The sequence below is a fragment of the Kribbella sp. CA-294648 genome, from assembly GCF_050943845.1.
Taxonomy (GTDB): domain Bacteria; phylum Actinomycetota; class Actinomycetes; order Propionibacteriales; family Kribbellaceae; genus Kribbella.
Genome location: NZ_CP191981.1, coordinates 7,332,341 through 7,350,954 on the forward strand (window position 1 = coordinate 7,332,341; position 18,614 = coordinate 7,350,954).

Here is an 18,614-nt window from a genome sequence, read left to right on the forward strand (position 1 = left end):
GCCCAGCGTCACGAGCCCGCATCGCGCGAGGTGGTTAGCGTTGGCCTCGGCCTGAGGCTAGGCGTTCTACTGCTTTGGTGATCCGGTTGGCTCGGGTTTCTGGCTTTTTCGCGTCTTCGATGCCGAGGACGAACCAGCTGCGTTGGCTGTACGACAGCCCGTCGAAGAACGCTCGTGCCTTCGGGTCAGCGTCCAGGGCTGCCGCGAAGTCTTCCGGTACGTTGACCTCCCGCGGCTGATCGTCGATCTCGAGCTCGACCTCGACCTCATCCCCGGCCGCCAACCCAGCCGCCTCGCGGTGTTTGGCGCTCAGCGAGATCATGTAGCGCCCGCCCATCACCGCCACCGTGTTGCGATACCGATACCCGTTCACCGTCACCACCACCGGCGGTTTCTTCCCGCGCCCGAACGCCTCGATCACCTCGGCCGGTACCACGATCCCCGTTGTCGTCGTACCGACCAGTGTCGTCGTGAACCGCATCTCAGCCTCCGAAGTGTTCGGTCAGCACGGGCGCGATCGCCGCGGCCTTGATCATGTGGTTCTGCCCAGCAATCTCCCGATACGAAGCCCCCGGTACTGCGTCCGCGACGGCCCGCACCGAAGTCCGCATCCACGCCGGGCTCTTCCCGCCACCCACGACGAGCACCGGCACCTCGATCCCGGCCCACTGGGACGCATCGAGCGGCCGGCCAAACGCGTTGTCCCCCACGACCGAGGCGTCGTACCAGATGGTGTGCGCGACCGCCTTCATCCCCTTCCAGGCCGGCATCAGCCTCATCAGCGAGACAACAACACCGGGCAGCCCGATCCCCTTCGTCATGAAGTACCGGATCGCATCTCCAGGCCGATCCGCCAACCCCCGCAACTCGCTGACCCACTCAGACGGGATCGGCTTGCGACTCCCATCAACCACGAACGGCGCCTCAAAGACCGCCAGCTTGGTGATCGGCACCCCAGCCGCGGCAGCCCGCAACGCAAGCGCCGCCCCAGACGACGTCCCGTAGACATACGCCGACCCACCAGCCGCCTCGATCACCGCGGCCAAGTCCTCGATCTCCCGCTCCACCTCGTACTCCGCTGCGTCGCCACTGTCCCCCCGCCCGCGCCGGTCGTAGTGGTAAACCGTGAACCCGGTCGACAGCAAAGCGGCCAACTCAGGCAGCGGCCCTTGCGCGCGACTGCACAGCGCCCCATCAACCAACACCACCGCAGGACCCTCACCAGCCCGGTCGTACGCGATCGTCGTTCCGTCCTTCGAGACCACGGTGTTCATGACCAGAACTCCTTCAGCGCCGGCGCCAGTACTGCGGGGTCAACATTGTGCTGCTGCTCAGCCAGTACTACGTGACTGCCGTCCTCCAGCAACGAGGCCAGAGCCTTGTTGCTCTCCACCATCCACGGCCACGCCACACTCCCGGTGAGCACGCGGGTCGGCTGATGGATCGCCTTGACCGCCTCGAACGGGATCGAGTAGTCGCCCATCACCGTCGCGTCGTACGCGAGCGTGTGCGCGATCGCCTCCTGCGCCGGCCACCAGGGCGAAGCCTTCGCCTGCGCCACGAACTCGGCGGGCATCCCCACAACCTCGGCCATGAAGTACTCCGCGGCTTTGTCGCGCCGGCCCTCCGCGACAAAGGCGCGGTAGATCGACGCGGTGTCGGTCGGCGGACGCCCCTCCGCACCTTCGAGGAAGTACGGCGGCTCCCACAGCGCCAGGCGGTTCACCGGCCGGCCGGCCGCGGTCGCCAGCAACGCGAGTGCGGCGCCGGACGACGTACCGTAAAGGTGCGCCGAGCCGCCGGCGAGGGCGAAGATCGCGTCCAGGTCCTCGAACTCGCGCTCGACCGCGTAGACCTCGGCATCACCGCTGTCGCCGCGGCCGCGCCGGTCGTAGTTGAAGACGGTGAAGTTCTGCGCCAGCAACGCGGCCAGCGGGGCGTTCGACATCCGGTCGACCGATCCGCCGCAGACCAGGACGACCGCGGGGCCGTCGCCGAGCCGGTCGTACGCGATCGTCGTGCCGTCGGCCGAGATGACCTTTTCCATGGTGTGCTCCTTCGCAGCGGCCGATGCCTGTCATCTGGCCTTCACTGCTGCGTCGGACGACCAGGGCGCAAATCGACACGGTCGCGAAAAAACTTTCAGCAGGCCGCCGCGCGGTCGAGCAGCAGCGTCCGCTCGCGCTCGTTGCGGGTCAGCCCGGCCGCCTTCTCGAACTCGGCGCGCGCCTCGTCGAGCCGGTTGAGCTTGAACAACAGGTCGCCCCGGACGCTCGGCAGCAGGTGGTAGTCCTTCAGCGACGGTTCGTCGGCCAGCGCGTCCACCGCGACCAGCCCACGCTCGGGGCCGAACGCCATCGAGATCGCGACCGCCCGGTTGAGCTCGACCACGGGCGACGGGACGACCTGCGCCAGTACGGCGTACAGGCCGGCGATTCGGGCCCAGTCGGTGTCCTCGGGTTCGGCGGCTCTCGCGTGACAGGCCGCGATGGCAGCCTGGAGCAGGTACGGCCCCGGCGTGCCTTCGATGGCCCAGGCTCGATCGATGCTCTCCAGGCCGCGACGGATCAGCAGGCGATCCCAGCGGCGGCGGTCCTGGTCGAGCAGGAGGACGGGCTCGCCGTTCGGGCCGACGCGCGCGTTCGCACGCGACGCCTGGATCTCCATCAGGGCCAGCAGACCGTGGACTTCGGGCTCGGCCGGCATCAGTTCGGCGAGGAGACGACCGAGCCGGAGAGCCTCGTTGCAGAGTGCCGGGCGCATCCAGTCGTCGCCGGCCGTCGCCGAGTAGCCCTCGTTGTAGATCAGGTAGATGACTTCGAGCACCGAGGACAGGCGCGCGACCAGGTCCTCACCGGTCGGTACTTCGAACTGCACGTCGGCCTTGGCCAGGTTGCGCTTGGCCCGGACGATCCGCTGCGCGATGGTCGCCTCGGGAGCCAGGAAGGCGCGGGCGATCTCGTCGGTCTTCAGGCCGCCGAGCAGCCGCAGCGTGAGCGAGACCCGGGCGTCGGTGGTGAGCACCGGGTGGCACGCGGTGAACACGAGCCGCAGCAGGTCGTCCTCGATGGTGTCCTCGAGGATCGCTTCCACGTCATCCTCGACGCTCTCGCCGTCGATCTCCAGGTCGTGACCGAGCTCGGCGAGCTTGCGCTGGTAGGTCTCCTTGCGCCGGATCAGGTCGATCGCGCGCCGCTTGGCGATCGCCATCAGCCAGGCACCCGGATTGTTCGGTACGCCGGACTCCGGCCACTGCTCCAGCGCCGCCACCAGCGCGTCCTGGGCGAGCTCCTCGGCCAGGCCGACGTCACGCACGATCCGCGCCACTCCGGCGATGATCCGGGCCGACTCGATCCGCCAGACCGCGTCGATCGCCCCATGAGTCTCGGTAACCGTCACCCGACCGATAGAACAACACCCCAGCCGCAACCACAACCCGGTTGCCCGCCCGCGCCCAGATCTGGTGGGTTCGTGCCCCAAGCGGCGACCTTGGACACGGTATTACTTGTTCAAGGTCGCCATCAGGTGTTCAAACCCACCAGAGGCGGGCGGTCAGCGCTGCTGGAACACGTCGGCGTCGGGGGCGAAGTCGGCCTCTTCGACGACCCGGCGGACCTCGACCTCGTCGTCGAGCGCCTCGGCCAGCCGGGCGGCCCACTCGATCGCCTCCTCCTTGGAGCGGACGTCGACGACGATGACGCCGCCGATCAGCTCCTTGGTCTCGGCGAACGGCCCGTCGGTGACCGTGCGCTTACCACTGGCCACCTTCACCCGGGCGCCCAGCGAGCTGCGGTGCACCCCTTCGGCGAACAGCAGCACACCCGCCTTCGACAGGTCGTCGATGACCTTGCCGACGCCCTCGACAACCTGCTGGCTCGCCATCACTCCGGCCTCGGACTCGGCATCGGCCTTGTTGATGATCATGTAACGCATCTGTGCAACTCCCTCGTCAATGGTGTCGACCCTTGTGATCTCACGTCGACCGGGTCAGCACCAGATCGACACCCCGCGAGCAACAGTTTTCAGCTCTCGGCGAGCACCTGGGAAGTGGCGTCGTACAGGCGGCGGGCGTCCTCGGGGTCGAACGTCGGCAGCGCCGGGTCGACGGGACGGTCGATGGCGCGCAGGATCAGGCGCTCGGCCGGCTGGTTGTCCAGTACGGCGATCGTGGAGCGCACGCTCTGTTCGGGCGCCTTGGCGAAGAGCGCGGCCAGCGTCCGGGCAGCAGCGCGGTACGGCTGCGGGAGGTGGTTGTTGCCGCTCTTCGTGTACGGCGGTCGCTGCAGCAGGAACTTGGTCCGGCCCTCGGGATGGTTGTTCACGTAGTGCACGCCCAGCAGGTCGTTCGCGCGGCCGGCCCGGACGGTGGCGCGGATCATGCTGTACTTGCGGGCGCTGTTGAGGTCGTCCCAGTCGACCGATCCCTTGAGCCCGGTCGCGCCGATGCTCGCGATGATCGGTCGCTCGCCCCGCTCGAGCAGTGGCGTCAGGCCGTAGCTGAGGACGAAGCGGCTGAGGTAGTAGAGCGTGAAGGTGCCCTCGTACCCGTCGGGTGTCTCGTGCCGTTTCGGGAACGGCAGCATCGCGGTCAGCACCAGCGCGTCGAGTGAGTCGTGGCGCGCCTCGACCTCCTTGATCACCCGGTGGTTCTCCGCGATCGACAACAGGTCTGCCTGGATGAAGGCGGCCCGCTCCCGAGTGCCGGCGGCCAGCGCGGCAGCGTCGGCGAGGAAACGCTCGCCGCGCGCCGCAGTACTGCCGGCGACTGTCACGCGGGCGCCTTGGCGCAGGTAGTGCAGGGCGATCGCGCGGCCCATGCCGGTCGTACCACCGGCGACGAAGACATCTTTCATCGGTGCTTCCCTTGCCTGGAGAGGTAAGTCATCGATCGATGACTTGGCTTCACTGTAGGCAGCGGCGGAGTACCATGTCAACGATCGATGACTTGGAGGCGGCGGTGGCGCACAAGCGGGACCGGGAGGCGACCCGGGCGCGGTTGCTGGAGTGCGCGCGGCTGCGGTTCGCCCGCGACGGGTACGACGGCGCCAGCGTGCGCGATGTCGCCGGCGACGTCGGGGTCGACGCGGCCCTGGTGTTCCGGTACTTCGGGTCGAAGTCGAACCTGTTCGCCGAGGCGATGGCGGGTTCGTCGGAGCCTGTCGTCCTGCCGTCGGGACCGGTCGAGGAGTTGCCGGGCAAGTTGCTGCAGCAACTCGTGTTCGAGGACTGGGCGGAGTACGCCGGCGAGCACCCGCTGATCGCGATGCTGCGGTCGGCCGGTCACGAGGACATGCGCGACCGGGTTCGTCAGCAGGTCTGCGACGGGTATCTCGGCGCACTGGAAGAGCTTGCCGAGGGCAACGATGACGCGGCGCTGCGGACCGAGTTGTTCGGCGCTTGGCTGCTGGGCATCGGCATTCTGCGCACGGCCGTCGGTACTCCGGAACTCACCAAGGCCGGCCTTGAGGAGCTGGCTCCGCATCTCGCCGCGGTGGCCACCGCGCTCTTCGGCCGCCCCATCCCCGCGCCGGCCGGGGATGACTCCGCGGGTTGATCAATCGAGCGGGGTTGATCAGTTGGGCTAGTCGCCGTTCGGGTTGTAGGCGCAGGACTCGGCGAGGTCTTCGGTGGGAGCGGGCGGCGTGGCCTTGCCGGTGCCGGGACGGGCGAGGGTCTTCGGCGACTTCGTGCTCGGCGTCTCCGCCGGGGTCGTGGTCGGCGTCGTGGTCGGAGTCGTGGTCGGCTCTTCGGCCTTCGGGGCGAGCGCCGCGGCAACGGTAGCGCGCAGGCCTTCGTAGTCCGGGTGGAGGTACTTGAGGCGGAGCTTCGAAACATCCAGGGACACGTTCGACACCGTGCCCGCCTTCACCTTCCGCGCCAGCTGGATCAAGGCCGGCAACAGCTCCTGCGGGATGTCCGTCCGGAGCAGGTTCTTGCCCGCCTTCGCGACCGCCTGGTACTTCGTCGCCAGCGTCCGCGGGTCGGCGGCATCGACGATGGCCTTGATCGTGCAGCGCTGCCGGATCTGCCGCTGGTCGTCGTCGGCGCCGTACCGGCCGCGGGCGAACCAGAGCGCGCGCCGGCCGTCCAGATGCTGTTTCGGGCCGGGCTCGATCCACTGGCTGGGCGGGATGCCCGCGCTGGTGTTGCCACCCATCGCGACCCGCTCGTTGACGTTGACGGTGATCCCGCCGAGCGCGTCGACGATCTGGTCGAAACCCTGCAGGTTGACCTGGAGGTAGTAGTCGAGCTTGAGCCCGACCGCCTCGCCCACCGACTGCTTCAGCACGTCGGCGCCCTCGTTGTCGGACGGGCCGAGGATGCCGGGATGCGCGTCCGGGATGTTCTGGTACATCGCGGTGAGCATCCACTCCAGCCGGCCTTCCAGGCTGAGCCCTTCCTTGCCGAACCCGTTCGGGTAGAACTTGTGCAGCGGCGAGTCCTTCGGGAACGGCATGAAGGTGAGCTGCCGCGGCATCGAGATCAGCGCGGTGTCGCCGGTCGCGGTGTCGATACTGGCCACGATCACCGTGTCGGTGCGGACGCCGACGCGGTCCTCGGCGTCGTCGCCGCCGAGCAGCAGCAGGTTGAGTCGCGGCCGGTTCTCCCACGGGTCCTTCACGTTGACCGTTTTCGGCCGGGTCGCGCTCTTGCTCTCGCTCTGCGAGACGAACACGTCCTGGACCAGGTCGCGCTGCGCCAGCACGCTCTGCACGGCGATCGCCGCGGGGGCGGTGACGGCGAAACACAGGATGCCGACGAACAGCGCGCCGACCGCCCGTCCACCGGGTGCGACAGTTGCCGGACGCAACAAACGGTGCGAACCGACGATCACCGCGATCCAGGACAGCACGATGACGCCGATCACCAGACTGGTGGCCAGCAGCCGACTCGGTACGACGGCAGCCGCGAGCACCTCGTCACGCCGGGTCAGCCCGACGTACACCCCGAGCCCGACCAGTCCCGCCGACACGGTCAGCACGAACGCACCGAGCTTCTTACGCCCGCCAAGAATCAACCCAAGCCCAGGCATCAACGCACCGAGCAGCGTCAACCCCAACGCCCGAGGTACCGACCGAGCCCGCCGAGCCAACCGCTCAGCCGCCCCCCGATCCCGCCGATCCCCGTCCCCCACAACTCCCCCGTCCCCCAGACTGCCACCGTCACCACCAGCGCCCCAACCACCAACGCCTCCACCACTACCGACGCCGTCCACACCACCCCGGTTCCCACCACCCCCAGTACCTTCGCCGCCACCGCCCGCGCCGTCGCGTTGGCTCCCGCCATCACGGCCACCATCCGCACCTGCTCCAGCGCCAACGGCGCGACTCAGGTCAGCGCCAGTCGCCCCTCCAGGATCCGCGCCAGCGGGCCCGGCCACAAGGTCACCGGCCGGAGCCGGGCCAGCCGCCTCGCGGGCGTCGCCCGCAGCATCGTTCCGAGCAGCGCGAGCCACCTCACCAGCGTTGTCTGCAGCACCGCCATCCCCCTCACCACTGCGGACGTCGTCCGCCGTGTCGGCTTGTTGCTGCTGACCGTTGGACCGGTCAGGGCCGGCCAGCCCAGGGGTGGTGGGCGTGGGGGGTTCTTGGGTGCGCTTTGCGCGGGAACGACGTCCCATGGACTCCCCTGTCGCCCGAAGATTCCTGCGACCGGTACCCAAGCCGCACACTTCTTCAGACGCCGTGGGCGCTCAAACGGTTTACCTTCAGCGGAAGTCCACCTGCCCCTGCGGCACCCGCGTCGGGTCCAGCGGCCGCAGCAGGCCCGCCGCGAACCACGCCTCGACCGACTTCGCCTCCTTCGGATTCGGCACGTACACCACCCGCGCCATCCAGTCGTCGGAGTTGTTCCGGCGCCACTCGAGGATCAGCCCCGGCCAGGGCCCGCGCTCGTACGCCGTACCGAGCACCCAGCAGTGCCGGCGGCGGTTGTCAGGCGGCGGCTCGCGCGGATAGCGCCTGTTGCTCCCCATGGATCAAGCATCGCACATGCATTCGAATACAGCGCAAGTCAGACCGGCAGATGAGCGCCCGTCACGCCGGGAGTCTCGGCGAGCAGACGCAGTACGGTCGCGATCTGCGCCGGCGGCGTCCACTTCGCGGTGTCCGCCGACGGCATCGCGCGCCGGTTCGCCGGGGTGTCGATGACGCCCGGCAGGATCGCGTTCACCCGCACGTTGTCCTTCTTGTACTCGACCGCCAGCGCATCCACGAACGCGAGCACGCCCGCCTTCGCGGTGACATAGCCGGCCGCTCCCGAGAACGGCTTCAGCGCCGCACCGCTCGACGTACAGGTGATCGATCCGCCACCCGCGGCGATCAGCAGCGGCAGGACAGCCTGCGTCACCAGGTACGTCGGCCGAAGGTTGAGCGCGAACTGCGCCTCGAACTCCTCGATCGGCGTCTCGTGCACCCGCCCACCGGAAGCGAACCCGCCCACCAGATTCACCAACGCCCGCACCGGCGCACCCTCATCCGCCCCAGCCACCCGCGCAACCTCGGCAGCACCCGCCGGCTCGGCGATATCCGCGACCACCGTCTGCAGCCCGTCAGCCTTCCGAAGCGCGCTCAGCGACTCCTCCGACCGCCCCGGTACGACGACCCGCCACCCCGCCCCCAGAAACTCCGCAGTCACCGCCACCCCCAACGCACCGGTGCCCCCGGCAACCACCACAGTCCCAGTCATACCCGCACCCTAATCGCCTCGCGCTCTAGTCGGGCAGGGCGAGGGTGCGGCCGGCGGCTCGGGCGGCGGCGATGGTTTGGGAGAGGGTGTCTTTGAGGATGGCTGCTTCGTCGGCGAAGCCTTGTACTACGGAGGTGTCGCCGACCGGCTCGGTGCGGGCGAGGAGCTCGATGTAGCGGTCGCCGTCTCCGAGGGCGGCTTCGGCTCGGAGCGCGGCGTCGGCGGAGCGGACGCGGTCGGCGTACCGCTCGAGCAACTCGATCTTGCGTTTGATCGCCTCGACCGAGCGGCTGAGTGCGCGGCGTTGCGGGCCGAGCACGGCTTCCAGTTCGGCCGTCGCCATCCCGCTCGCCACCTCGCGCTGGCGCGCGCGGAGTACGGACTGCTCGTGCAGGATCTGGCCGATGTCCCAGAGTTGCTCCGGCAGGACCAGCTCGTTCTTCACGTCGTCGAGCAAGCCCTGTTGGGTGACCGTTGCCTGTAGCACCGATTTCACGGCGCGCTGGGCGCGGGCCAGCAACCGGCCGGACTCCTCGTCGAAGTCCTCGGCCAGCAGGTACTTGCCGTGCTGCAGCCGGACCGCCTTCTGGCTGCGGTTCTCGACCGCGGAGCCGACAGCGACCGCGCCGGTGGTGACGACGGCGACCCCCGCCAGCACGAGCGCGGCCCAGGCGGCGACGGCCGTCGGCAGGGTCATCGCGAAGATGATCAGCGCGAGGATCCAGCCGCCGACACAGACCGCGAGCCAGACCAGCAACGAGCCGAAGGTCGCGGCCGGCTCGGTCGACCAGGAGGTCTGCCGTTTCGGCTTCGGGCGGCTCGCGGGCACGAAGAGCTCGGGCTTGCGCTCGAACAACCGGCGGACCTCCACCGGCACGTCCGGCGCGAACACCGGTTCCGGGCCCATCGCACCTCCTCGGGTCTGCTGCCGCTACGTGTCGTGCTGGCGATACTCAGCGTAGCGGCGTCCGCATCCTCTGCAGCTTCACGGCCAGCCCGTCGAGCACGATTCCCAGCCCGAACTCGAACAACTGGTCCAGGTCGTAGTCGAACTCGAACTCCTCAGGCCCGGTCAGCGCGCGGAACCCGGCCAGATCCTGCGCGGCGACCATCGTCGCCAGCTTGTCCGCTTGGTGCCTGGCCCACTCGTCGGCCGTCATCCCGGTGTCCTGCTCGGCCTGCGCCTCCGGCTCGAGATTGAGCGCGACACCGCGGACGTAGCCGAACACGGTGATCGCGGCGTACATGGAGGTCGCGGGGTCAACGCCGAAGCCCGCGACGGCACGCAGTACGGCGTCGGTGTGCGGCAGCAGGTTGGGCAGCATCTGCGGCCGTCCCATGGTGACCGCGCTCGCGAGCCACAGATGAGCCCGGTACGCCGCCCACTGCTGCCGCGCCGCCGTCTCGATCCCGGCCCGCCAACTGGCCGGCCGCTGAGCCGGCAACGGAAACTCCCCGATCGCCGCATCCACCATCTGCAACACCAGCGCCTCTTTACCCCCCACATACCGGTAAAGCGCCATAGTCGAAACCCCCAACTCCCCCGCCACCCGCCGCATCGAAAGCCCCGCCAGCCCTTCCCGATCAGCAATCCCCACAGCAGCCCCCACCACCCCCTCCCGACTAAGCCCCACTCCACCCTCCAGCCCAGCGGAGCCAGATGCCCCACGAGCACGGAGCGCGGAGCCCGGCGTACCGCCCGCACTGCCAGTGCGGAGCGCGGAGCCGGGAGGGAAGGCGGCAGCACCACCCGATCCCTCACCGGCTGGTCCAGTTGCATGGCTGGCTGGGGCGACCACGGTGCCTACTCCTGGGAGGGGTTGGGTTAGGCCTTCTTGGTGGAGGGTGGCCAGGACCTTGGTGGCTGTGGCCATGGCTATTCCGTGGGTGTGCACTAGTGCGCGGGTGGACGGGATGCGGTCGCCTGGCTGGAGTTTTCCGGTGGTGATCAGGTGGCGGATCTCCGCGGCGATCTCTTGGTACGGCGCTGGCATGGTTCCTCCGAACTAGTGCACCCCGACGGCACACCCGCAGATCTGTGACTCTGTCACGTATACGCCGTACGTGCACTACCCCGACGGAAGGAACCACCATGAAGATCCTCATCTCCGGCGCCGGGATCGCGGGTCCCGCGCTCGCCTTCTGGCTCAGGCACTCCGGCTTCGAGCCGACCGTCGTCGAGCTCGCCGAGGCGCCGCGACCCGGCGGCCAGACCGTCGACATCCGCGGGATCGCCCGCGAGGTGGTCGAGCGGATGGGCCTGATGCCCGCCGTCCTCGACCGCCGGATGCACGAACGCGGCCTGGCCTACGTCCGCGCCGACGGCCGCCGGACCGCCGCGATGCCGGCCGACTTCCTCGACGGTGCCGGCCCGGTCGCCGAGATCGAGATCCTCCGGGGCGACCTCTCGAAGATCCTGCTCGACGCCACCTCGACCGGCGTCGAGTACCTCTACGGCGACTCGATCACCAAGCTCGAGCAGGACGACACCGGCGTACAGGTGACCTTCCGCAGCGGCACCGAGCGTCGCTTCGACCTGGTGGTCGGCGCCGACGGCGTGCACTCGCGCGTGCGGTCGCTGGCGTTCGGCCCGGAGTCGCAGTACGTCGAACACCTCGGCGGCTACGGCTCGTTCTTCACCGTCAAGACCCCGGAGCCGCTCGACGGCTGGATGAAGATCCACTCGGCTCCGGGCGGCCGCTGGGTCGGACTGCGGCCGGACCACGACCCGCAGTACGCGAAAGCCCTGCTCAGCTTCAGGTCTCCGCTGCTCCCCCGGCTCAACCAGACCGAGCAGAAGGCCCTGCTCGCCAAGACGTTCACCGGCGTCGGCTGGCGTGCCCCGTACCTGCTCGATGCGCTGCACGAGGCGGACGACTTCTACTTCGACACCACCAGCCGCGTCGTCGTACCGGAGTGGTCGCGCGGCCGGATCGTCCTGCTGGGCGACGCCGGGTACTGCGGTTCACCACTGGCCGGCCACGGTACTGCGCTGTCGCTGGTCGGCGCCTACGTGCTGGCGGGCGAACTCGCGGCGCACCAAGGCGATCACGCCCGCGCGTTCCCGGCGTACCAACGGGAACTGCAGCCGTACGTCGAGCAGCGGATGGAGTTGCCGCCGGGTGGGGTCAAGATGGCGATGCCGATGACCGCCATCGGGATCCGGCTGCGCGACGCCTCGACCCGGCTGATGACGTCCCGCCCGTTCCGCCCCCTGCTCGCCAAGCTCGCCGCCACCCAGCCCGACGCCATCACCCTCAAGCAGGTTGCCGGACGGCGGTGAACAAGCGGAGGCAGCGCTCGGTCATCTGCTGCGGGGTCTGGGCCGGGTGTTCGCTCCACCAGCCGATCGTGGTGGACACGATGCTGAACCAGAGCGCGAGCAGCAGCGAATGGTCGTCGGAATCGTTGCTACCGGCAAGAACCTCCGCAACGCCTTCCGCGCCCATCCTGTTGAGAGCATCCTGGTACTTGCGGGCGACCGCGTAAGGCTCGCTCGGGCGGGGCAGCGTGGTGTCGTAGATGAGCTTCCAGTTCTGCGTGTGCCCGTCGAGAGCGTGAAAGATCGCGGTCAGCGTCGCGAGCGCCTTGTCGGCGCCCGAGACGCTCTGAGCGGAGGCGACAGCGTCGACGAGCTTCTTGCCCGCCTGCCGGACGCACGCCGCATGCAGGCCGTCCCGCGAGCCGAAGTACGTGTAGATGAGCGGCTTGGAGACTCCGGCGGCAGCGGCGATGTCGGTCAGCGAGGTGTAGGCGTACCCGCGGCTGCCGAACTCGGTGGTGGCGATCTCGAGGATCTGCTGTTCGCGTTGCTCGCGCGGGACACCTTTAGTGCCCGGCCGGCTCATCGGATCGGGTCGATCAGGACGCCCGGGTTCAGGATGCCGGCCGGGTCGAGGGCCGACTTCGCCGCGCGGAGGGCGACCGCGAACGGGTCGGGACGCTGGCGGTCGTACCAGGGGCGGTGATCACGGCCGACCGCGTGGTGGTGCGTGATCGTGGCACCGTTACCGGCCAAGGCCTCGGAGACGGCGATCTTGATCTCGTCCCACTGCTCGACGGTCTGCCCCCACCGTCCCGCGGCGTACACACCGAAGTACGGCGCCGGCCCGTCCGGGTAGACGTGCGAGAAGCGGCAACTGACCACCCCGACCGTCCCGGTGGCGGCGAACGCGGCCATCGCCGCGTCGAGGACGGCAGCGCGCAGGTCGTCGAAACGGTCCCAGGTACAGGCGGTTTCGAAGGTTTCCACGATCATCGACTGCGCTGCGAGCGCGTCGCGCTGATAGGGCATCCGCAGGAACGACGATCGCCAGGTGTCGGCCGCTCCCGGCCGGGCCGCCTCGTCGGCCGAGTCGGTGACGCTGATCCCGTCGGGCGCCCGGCCGCCGTGGTCGCGGCAAATGGCCTCGGCCCGGCGCATCGACTCTTCGACCGGATGATCGGCGGACTCGAACCCCAGCACCAGTACGCCGCCGGCGCTTTGGGTGCCCGCGTTGAGGAAGGCCTCCACCGGGTCCAGCAACCGGCAGTTCGTGGGGAACAAGCCCGACTGGGCGATCGTGCGGGTCGCCGCGACCGCCTGACCGTAGTCGTCGAACACCACCGATGCGCCGGCTCGCCAGCGCGGCCGGTCCTGGACCCGCATCCAGGCTTCGGTGATCACCCCCAGGATGCCCTCCGACCCGAGGAACATCCGGTCCGGCGACGGACCGGCCCCGGAGCCCGGCAGCCGGAGCGACTCGCTGACCCCGACCGGGGTCGCCACCCGCAGGGACTCGACCAAGTCATCGATGTGGGTGTAGACCGTTGCATAGTGCCCGCCGGCCCGAGTGGCCAGCCAGCCGCCGAGCGTCGAGAACTCGAACGACTGCGGGAAGTGGCGCAAGGTCAGACCGGCGGGCCGCAGCCCGGCCTCCAGCGCCGGCCCCAGGATGCCCGCCTGGATACGCGCCGCCCGGCTGGTCCGGTCGATCTCGATGACCCGGTCAAGCCGCCCCAGGTCCAGCGAGACGGCACCCGCGTAGCCGGCGGAGTTCCGTGGCTCCACGCCGCCCACCACCGAGGTGCCCCCGCCATACGGAATCAAGGCGATGCCGGCCGAGCCGCACCAGTCGATGATGGCCAACACATCCTGCTCGGTTTCCGGCCGCAGTACGAGATCCGGTACGTCGCTCACGCGGCCGAGCAGGTTGCGCACCACGTCCCGGAAGGCCTGCCCGCGTCCGTGCGCGACCCGATCGGCGATGTCCTGCGCTGCCAGCGCGGCCAACGGAGCCGGCGCCTGAACCCGGGACGCGGGGACCTCCAGCGAGGCCGTCGAGGGTGGCTCGTGCACCGTCAGGTCCGCGTCGGGCAGCAGCGCCGCCACCCGTTCGGTGAGCGCCGCCCGCTCGGAGCCGGCCACCGCGTCCTCGACGTTTCCCCAGCCCCACCACGATCTCGTCACGGACCTACCCCCTCGGAACACCGGATCAGTGAATTGACTCTACGGTAAATTACCGCCGAGTCAATTGGCTGTCGGTCAGTCGAGCGGCGAGATCCAGTCGGGGTTGCGGCCGAGCAGGCCGAGCAGCGTGGCCAGGTCGGAGGCGTCGCCGGGGATCTTCACGCTGCGTTCGAAGGCCGCGCCGGGACCGCGGGTCGAGTCGGTGTCGGGGATCCGGCGGGCCAGCGTGAGCGCCATCTCCACCATGTCCCGCGGTGGGTCGAACGGCGCGTCGATGGCGCGCGCCAGGTCCCACGCGTGCACCACGCAGTCCAGTTGCCGAAAGGTGAGCGCGACCCGGCGCGGGAAGGTGCCGAACTCGCGCACCTCCATCGGCCGGTCCAGCGCGCCGCCGTCGGCGAACGCCTCGGCGACCCGGACGTTCGAGCGGCGGTAGGCGCCCGCGGGGTTGTCGCCGAGCCGCCCGCCGGTCCAGACCTGGACCGGGGCCGAGCCGTCGATCGCCGCGGCGGCGAAGCCTTCGTTCTCGCTGACCAGGTGCCGCAGCAGGCCGCGCACCGTCCAGTCGGGGCAGGGAGTGGGAAACCACAGGTGCTCAGGCCGCACCTGCATGACCACCTCGCCGAGTAGCGTGCCGGCCCGCCGATCCAGATCCCGGATGTCCATCCGCGCTCCTCCACGTCGTCCTGCCCTCGCTGAGCATAGGCGGCGATTCCCCGGCCCGCCCGGCTTTCGGCGTGGATCGCCGCGGCCGCACGGGTTAACCCGCGGCCCTGGTGGTGCGAGAATCGGCGGCATGGGCTTCCAGATCGCTAACGAACCGGCCGCCGACCAGGTCCTCGACGAGTATCCGTTCGCTGTCGTGGTCGGCATGATGCTGGACCAGCAGTACGGCATGGAGCACGCCTTCCGGGGTGGCTGGAAGGTGCTGAGCCGGTTCGGCAACCTCGACCCGGCCGCCATCGCCGCGGCCGAGCCCGAGGCGTTCAAGGAACTCTGCAGCCAACCGCCGGCCATTCACCGGTTCCCCGGCTCGATGTCGGCCCGGTTGCAGGAGCTGGCCGCGCTGGTCGAGTCGAAGTACGACGGTGACGTGACGCGGCTGTGGACTGAGGCGACCACCGGGCAGGAGTTGTTCAAGCGGGTCCAGGAACTGCCCGGCTTCGGCAAGCAGAAGGCGAAGATCTTCGTCGCGCTGCTGGCCAAACAACTCGGCGTCCGCCCGCCCGGCTGGGAGGCCGTGGCCGGCGACTACGCCCTGGACGGCTACCGCTCGGTGGCCGACGTCGTCGACGCCGACTCACTCCTCAAGGTCCGCCAGTTCAAGCAAGAACAAAAAGCCGCCGCCAAAGCCGCCGCCGGCTGACACACCTCGGGCGGCCAGTCGCTCAGAGTTTTACGGCGCGCGTCCGCCAGAGCAGGTAGACGAAGTACGGAGCGCCGATCAGGGCGGTCAGCAGCCCCGCCGGGATCTGTGCCGGCGCCAGCAGCGTCCGCCCGAGGCTGTCCGCGACACTCACCAGTACTGCGCCCAGCAGCGCCGCGACCGGCAGCAACCGTGCATGCCGTCCACCCACGAGGGCCCGCGCAGCATGCGGAGCAACAAGACCGACGAAGCCCACAACCCCGATCGCCGAGACAGCAGCAGCCGTCATGAGCGCGGCACCGCCCAGCGCGATCAGCCGGGTCCGCTCCAGCCGTACGCCGAGGATGCGCGGGATGTCGTCGTCCAACGAGAGCAGGTCTAGTTCACGGCGGGCCCAGACGATCACCGGCGTGAGGACCAGTAGCGCGGCCGCGACCGGGATCACCTGCGGCAAGGTCCGTCCGTACGTGCTGCCGGACAGCCACGTCATCGCTAGGGCGATGTTCCACGGGTCGGTGTAGATGATGACGAAGGTGATGATCGCGGTCGTCGCCGACGAGACGCCGACCCCGATCAGCACCAACCGGTCCGAACTGAGCCCACCCCTCCAGGAGACCAGATAGACCAGCGCGAAGGTGGCCAGTGCGGACGCCGCGGCGACGCCGGACAGCAGCCAGATCCCGGCCGCCGGGACGGCCAGCAGGACGATGACGGCGCCGACCCCGGCGCCACCGGTGATGCCGAGAATGCCCGGCTCGGCCAGCGGATTGCGGCAGACGGCCTGCACGGTGGCGCCGGCGATCGCGAGCGCAGCTCCACACAGGACGGCCGACAGTACGCGGGGGAAGCGCTGGTCGAGCACGAAGGTGATCGCGCGGCCGGAGCGGCCGTTGATCCAGTTGACGATGTCGCCGGTGCGCAGGAACGCGTCACCCGCGAGCATCGCGAAGACGAAGGCGACGACGAGAAGCACGGTCAGCGTGCCGGTGACGATCCAGAACGTCCGCAGGGTCCGCAGCCCACCACCCGCACCACCGGCCTGTTGCCGGCTGGGACCGGAGTCGCGGAACCGGCGAGCCAGCCAGACGAGCACGATCGCGCCGACGAGCATGGTCATGATGCCGGTCGGGATCTCCACCCCGGCCTGACCGCCGAGGATCGCCCGCAGTACGACGTCTGACGCGAGCACCACGAGAATGCCGGCCAGCCCTGACAGCGGCAGCAGCACCCGGTGGCGCATCAGGCCGGGGACGAGCGGAGCGATCAACCGGACCAGTACCGGCGCGACCAGGCCGACGAACCCCACCGGACCGGCGACAGTGACCGCCGCGGCCGACAGCAGCACCGTCACCAGGGTGATCAGCACGCGGGTCCGGCGAACCCGGACACCGAGCACGGCTGCCGTGTCGTCGCCCAGGGCAAGGATGTCCAGCTTCCCCGCCAGCATCATCGCGCAGAAGATGCCAAGGGCAACGATCGGCGCCATCTGCTGGACCGCGTCGAGGTCGGTCTGCACCAGCGTGCCGCTCCCCCACGCGAACGTGCCGATGGTCTGCTCGCGGTACAGCAAGAGCAACAGCGTCGTCAGCCCGGCCAGTGCCATCGCAACAGCCGACCCTGCCAGGATCAACCGGGTCGGGCCGGCGGTCCCACCCGCCGACAGCCCCAGCACCAGTACTGCGGCCGCCAACCCGCCAAGGAAGGCAACCCCGCCGGACGGGAGCGTCGGGAGCGAGATCCCGAAAGCGGCGAACACCACGACTGCCAGGTAGGCACCCGCGTTCACGCCAAGCGTGTCCGGCGAGGCGAGCGGATTGCGGGCGAGGGACTGGAGTCCGGCGCCCGCAACTCCCAGCGCCAACCCGACCAGTACCCCGGCCAGCAGCCGGGGCAGCCGCGACGCGACCAGCACGTTCGCGGAGTTGTCGGTGCCCTGGCCGATCGCCAGCCTGAGCAGGTCCCCGGCGTTCACCGAGGACGTGCCCTGCGTCAGGTGGATCGCCGCCAGCAGCACCAGCGCGACGAACGCGATGGCGAACACGCCCGCCACCCGCACCCGGCGTACCGGTTCCAGCGGCGCGGTGGTGACGTCCTGCCGCGGCGCGGTCAGCTGGGTCAAGAGGTGACTGCCTGCACCGTCGCGTCGATGAACTGCTCGGTCGACTTCGGTCCGCCGAACATCCAGATGCCGTCGGCGAGCCGGTGCACGTTACCGCTCTTCACGAACGGCAGGTTCTTCCAGATCGCGTTCTTGGCCAGGTCCGCGCCGAACACGTCGCCGCCGTCGGCGTCGTTGGCGATGTAGAGGAACTCGCCGTCCTTCAGCTTGGTCAGGCCCTCGATGTCGGTCGAGGCCAGGCCGTAGTCCTTGTCGCCGGCGGCGGTCCAGGCGTTCTTCATACCCAGCTCGTTGGCGACCGCACCGAGCAGCGAACCGGACGTGTACATCCGGATCGAGATCGTGCTGCCTTCCTTGTACCCGTCGGCCATCGTGTACGGCGTACCGGCCTTGCCCGCGGCGGCGATCTTCTGCTTGCCCTCGGCAAGCAACTTGTCGAAGTCGGCGAGCACCGTCTTGGCCTGCTCGGTCTTGCCGACGGCCTGGCCGATCAGCTCGACGATCGACTTCATCTGCGGGATCGCGTTCTTCGCGTCGGCGCCGCGGACGACCAGCACGGGCGCCGCCTTCTCCATCTGCGCGATCGCGGCGGGCGACTCGTCGGTGGTGGTGATGATCAGGTCCGGGTTCAGCGCGACGATCGCGTCGACGCTGGACTCACCGCGGGTACCGACGTCCTTGACCGAGTCGTCGAGCTTCTCGGCGCTCACCCAGGCCTTGTACCCCTTGGTGTCGGCGACGCCGACCGGCATCACGCCGAGGGTGATCAGGCTCTCGACCACACCCCACTCCAGACCGACCACCTTGACGGCGGGCGCCTTGAGGTCGATCTTCTTGTTCCGCGCGTCGGTGACGGAGACCGGCTGGGCCGTCGCGCTGCTGTTCGCCTGCGCGGCGACGTTCTCGCTGGTACCGCAGGCGGTGAGAGCCAGTGCCAGAACGGCAGCGGCCAGGGCGGTGACTCGTTTCATCAGGACCTCAGTCGGTGTAGT

General features: G+C 69.4%; 21 protein-coding genes and 1 pseudogene. 3 read left to right on the forward strand and 19 right to left on the reverse strand.

Annotated features, from left to right (window positions below):
• Window positions 1-34 precede the first annotated feature (34 nt).
• From ACQPYM_RS34825 to ACQPYM_RS34850, 6 genes are all read right to left on the reverse strand, one after another.
• The gene (locus ACQPYM_RS34825) at window positions 35-481 is read right to left on the reverse strand and encodes a YdeI/OmpD-associated family protein (protein ID WP_433009218.1); all 447 of its coding nucleotides are present in this window, start codon (window positions 479-481) and stop codon (window positions 35-37) included.
• A 1-nt stretch (window position 482) separates the two neighbouring features.
• Window positions 483-1,274, reverse strand: a complete 792-nt coding sequence (locus ACQPYM_RS34830) for an alpha/beta fold hydrolase (RefSeq protein ID WP_433009221.1) — start codon at window positions 1,272-1,274, stop codon at window positions 483-485.
• Window positions 1,271-2,047, reverse strand: a complete 777-nt coding sequence (locus tag ACQPYM_RS34835) for an alpha/beta fold hydrolase (protein WP_433009224.1) — start codon at window positions 2,045-2,047, stop codon at window positions 1,271-1,273. The genes ACQPYM_RS34830 and ACQPYM_RS34835 overlap by 4 nt, the downstream gene beginning before the upstream one ends.
• Before the next feature lie 95 nt (window positions 2,048-2,142).
• Entirely contained in the window at window positions 2,143-3,399 is a 1,257-nt protein-coding gene (locus tag ACQPYM_RS34840; protein ID WP_433009227.1) for an RNA polymerase sigma factor, read from the reverse strand.
• Window positions 3,400-3,552: 153 nt separating this feature from the next.
• Window positions 3,553-3,933, reverse strand: a complete 381-nt coding sequence (locus ACQPYM_RS34845; protein ID WP_433009230.1) for a YciI family protein — start codon at window positions 3,931-3,933, stop codon at window positions 3,553-3,555.
• An 89-nt stretch (window positions 3,934-4,022) separates the two neighbouring features.
• Window positions 4,023-4,853, reverse strand: a complete 831-nt coding sequence (locus ACQPYM_RS34850) for an SDR family NAD(P)-dependent oxidoreductase (RefSeq protein ID WP_433009233.1) — start codon at window positions 4,851-4,853, stop codon at window positions 4,023-4,025.
• A gap of 74 nt (window positions 4,854-4,927) precedes the next feature.
• Between ACQPYM_RS34850 and ACQPYM_RS34855 the strand changes: the two genes are divergently transcribed.
• Entirely contained in the window at window positions 4,928-5,554 is a 627-nt protein-coding gene (locus ACQPYM_RS34855; RefSeq protein ID WP_433009236.1) for a TetR family transcriptional regulator, read from the forward strand.
• A gap of 27 nt (window positions 5,555-5,581) precedes the next feature.
• On the opposite strand, the gene ACQPYM_RS34860 is transcribed toward ACQPYM_RS34855, so the two are convergent.
• From ACQPYM_RS34860 to ACQPYM_RS34895, 8 genes and pseudogenes are all read right to left on the reverse strand, one after another.
• Complete coding sequence (locus tag ACQPYM_RS34860; RefSeq protein WP_433009238.1) at window positions 5,582-7,033, reverse strand: LCP family protein; 1,452 nt, start codon at window positions 7,031-7,033, stop codon at window positions 5,582-5,584.
• A 17-nt stretch (window positions 7,034-7,050) separates the two neighbouring features.
• Window positions 7,051-7,320, reverse strand: a complete 270-nt coding sequence (locus tag ACQPYM_RS34865) for a hypothetical protein (protein WP_433009240.1) — start codon at window positions 7,318-7,320, stop codon at window positions 7,051-7,053.
• 9 nt (window positions 7,321-7,329) lie between these two features.
• Window positions 7,330-7,485 carry a hypothetical protein gene (locus tag ACQPYM_RS34870; protein ID WP_433009242.1) on the reverse strand — a complete coding sequence of 52 codons (156 nt, stop codon included), beginning with the start codon at window positions 7,483-7,485 and terminating at the stop codon, window positions 7,330-7,332.
• A gap of 223 nt (window positions 7,486-7,708) precedes the next feature.
• Window positions 7,709-7,975: a hypothetical protein gene (locus tag ACQPYM_RS34875; protein ID WP_433009245.1), complete on the reverse strand. Its 267-nt coding sequence runs from the start codon at window positions 7,973-7,975 to the stop codon at window positions 7,709-7,711.
• A gap of 38 nt (window positions 7,976-8,013) precedes the next feature.
• Complete coding sequence (locus ACQPYM_RS34880; protein WP_433009248.1) at window positions 8,014-8,688, reverse strand: SDR family NAD(P)-dependent oxidoreductase; 675 nt, start codon at window positions 8,686-8,688, stop codon at window positions 8,014-8,016.
• 25 nt (window positions 8,689-8,713) lie between these two features.
• Window positions 8,714-9,595, reverse strand: coding sequence for a hypothetical protein (locus ACQPYM_RS34885; RefSeq protein ID WP_433009250.1), 882 nt, complete (start codon window positions 9,593-9,595; stop codon window positions 8,714-8,716).
• A 46-nt stretch (window positions 9,596-9,641) separates the two neighbouring features.
• Window positions 9,642-10,211, reverse strand: coding sequence for a TetR/AcrR family transcriptional regulator C-terminal domain-containing protein (locus ACQPYM_RS34890; RefSeq protein ID WP_433023454.1), 570 nt, complete (start codon window positions 10,209-10,211; stop codon window positions 9,642-9,644).
• Between the two features lie 12 nt (window positions 10,212-10,223).
• Window positions 10,224-10,682 (reverse strand): annotated as a pseudogene (locus ACQPYM_RS34895) (GntR family transcriptional regulator); the annotation flags it as partial.
• Between the two features lie 98 nt (window positions 10,683-10,780).
• On the opposite strand from ACQPYM_RS34895, the gene ACQPYM_RS34900 reads away from it, so the two are divergent.
• Window positions 10,781-11,971 carry an FAD-dependent monooxygenase gene (locus tag ACQPYM_RS34900; protein WP_433009253.1) on the forward strand — a complete coding sequence of 397 codons (1,191 nt, stop codon included), beginning with the start codon at window positions 10,781-10,783 and terminating at the stop codon, window positions 11,969-11,971.
• Here the strand turns inward: ACQPYM_RS34900 and ACQPYM_RS34905 are convergent.
• From ACQPYM_RS34905 to ACQPYM_RS34915, 3 genes are all read right to left on the reverse strand, one after another.
• Entirely contained in the window at window positions 11,946-12,536 is a 591-nt protein-coding gene (locus ACQPYM_RS34905) for a TetR/AcrR family transcriptional regulator (RefSeq protein ID WP_433009256.1), read from the reverse strand. The two genes, ACQPYM_RS34900 and ACQPYM_RS34905, sit on opposite strands and share 26 nt — an antisense overlap.
• Window positions 12,533-14,137 carry an FAD-binding oxidoreductase gene (locus tag ACQPYM_RS34910; RefSeq protein ID WP_433009259.1) on the reverse strand — a complete coding sequence of 535 codons (1,605 nt, stop codon included), beginning with the start codon at window positions 14,135-14,137 and terminating at the stop codon, window positions 12,533-12,535. Before ACQPYM_RS34910 ends, ACQPYM_RS34905 begins: the two co-directional genes overlap by 4 nt.
• Before the next feature lie 75 nt (window positions 14,138-14,212).
• On the reverse strand, window positions 14,213-14,803 hold the full coding sequence (locus tag ACQPYM_RS34915) for a TIGR03086 family metal-binding protein (protein ID WP_433009262.1): 591 nt from the start codon (window positions 14,801-14,803) through the stop codon (window positions 14,213-14,215).
• A gap of 130 nt (window positions 14,804-14,933) precedes the next feature.
• Here ACQPYM_RS34915 and ACQPYM_RS34920 point away from each other — a divergent pair, with 130 nt between their 5' ends.
• Window positions 14,934-15,503 (forward strand): HhH-GPD-type base excision DNA repair protein, encoded by a 570-nt coding sequence (locus tag ACQPYM_RS34920; protein WP_433009264.1) that lies wholly within the window; start codon window positions 14,934-14,936, stop codon window positions 15,501-15,503.
• Between the two features lie 22 nt (window positions 15,504-15,525).
• Here the strand turns inward: ACQPYM_RS34920 and ACQPYM_RS34925 are convergent, their stop codons facing one another.
• A complete protein-coding gene (locus tag ACQPYM_RS34925) occupies window positions 15,526-17,622 on the reverse strand; it encodes an iron ABC transporter permease (protein WP_433009267.1) in 2,097 nt (698 codons plus the stop codon).
• A complete protein-coding gene (locus tag ACQPYM_RS34930; RefSeq protein ID WP_433009270.1) occupies window positions 17,619-18,593 on the reverse strand; it encodes an ABC transporter substrate-binding protein in 975 nt (324 codons plus the stop codon). The genes ACQPYM_RS34925 and ACQPYM_RS34930 overlap by 4 nt, the downstream gene beginning before the upstream one ends.
• Window positions 18,594-18,614 lie beyond the last annotated feature (21 nt).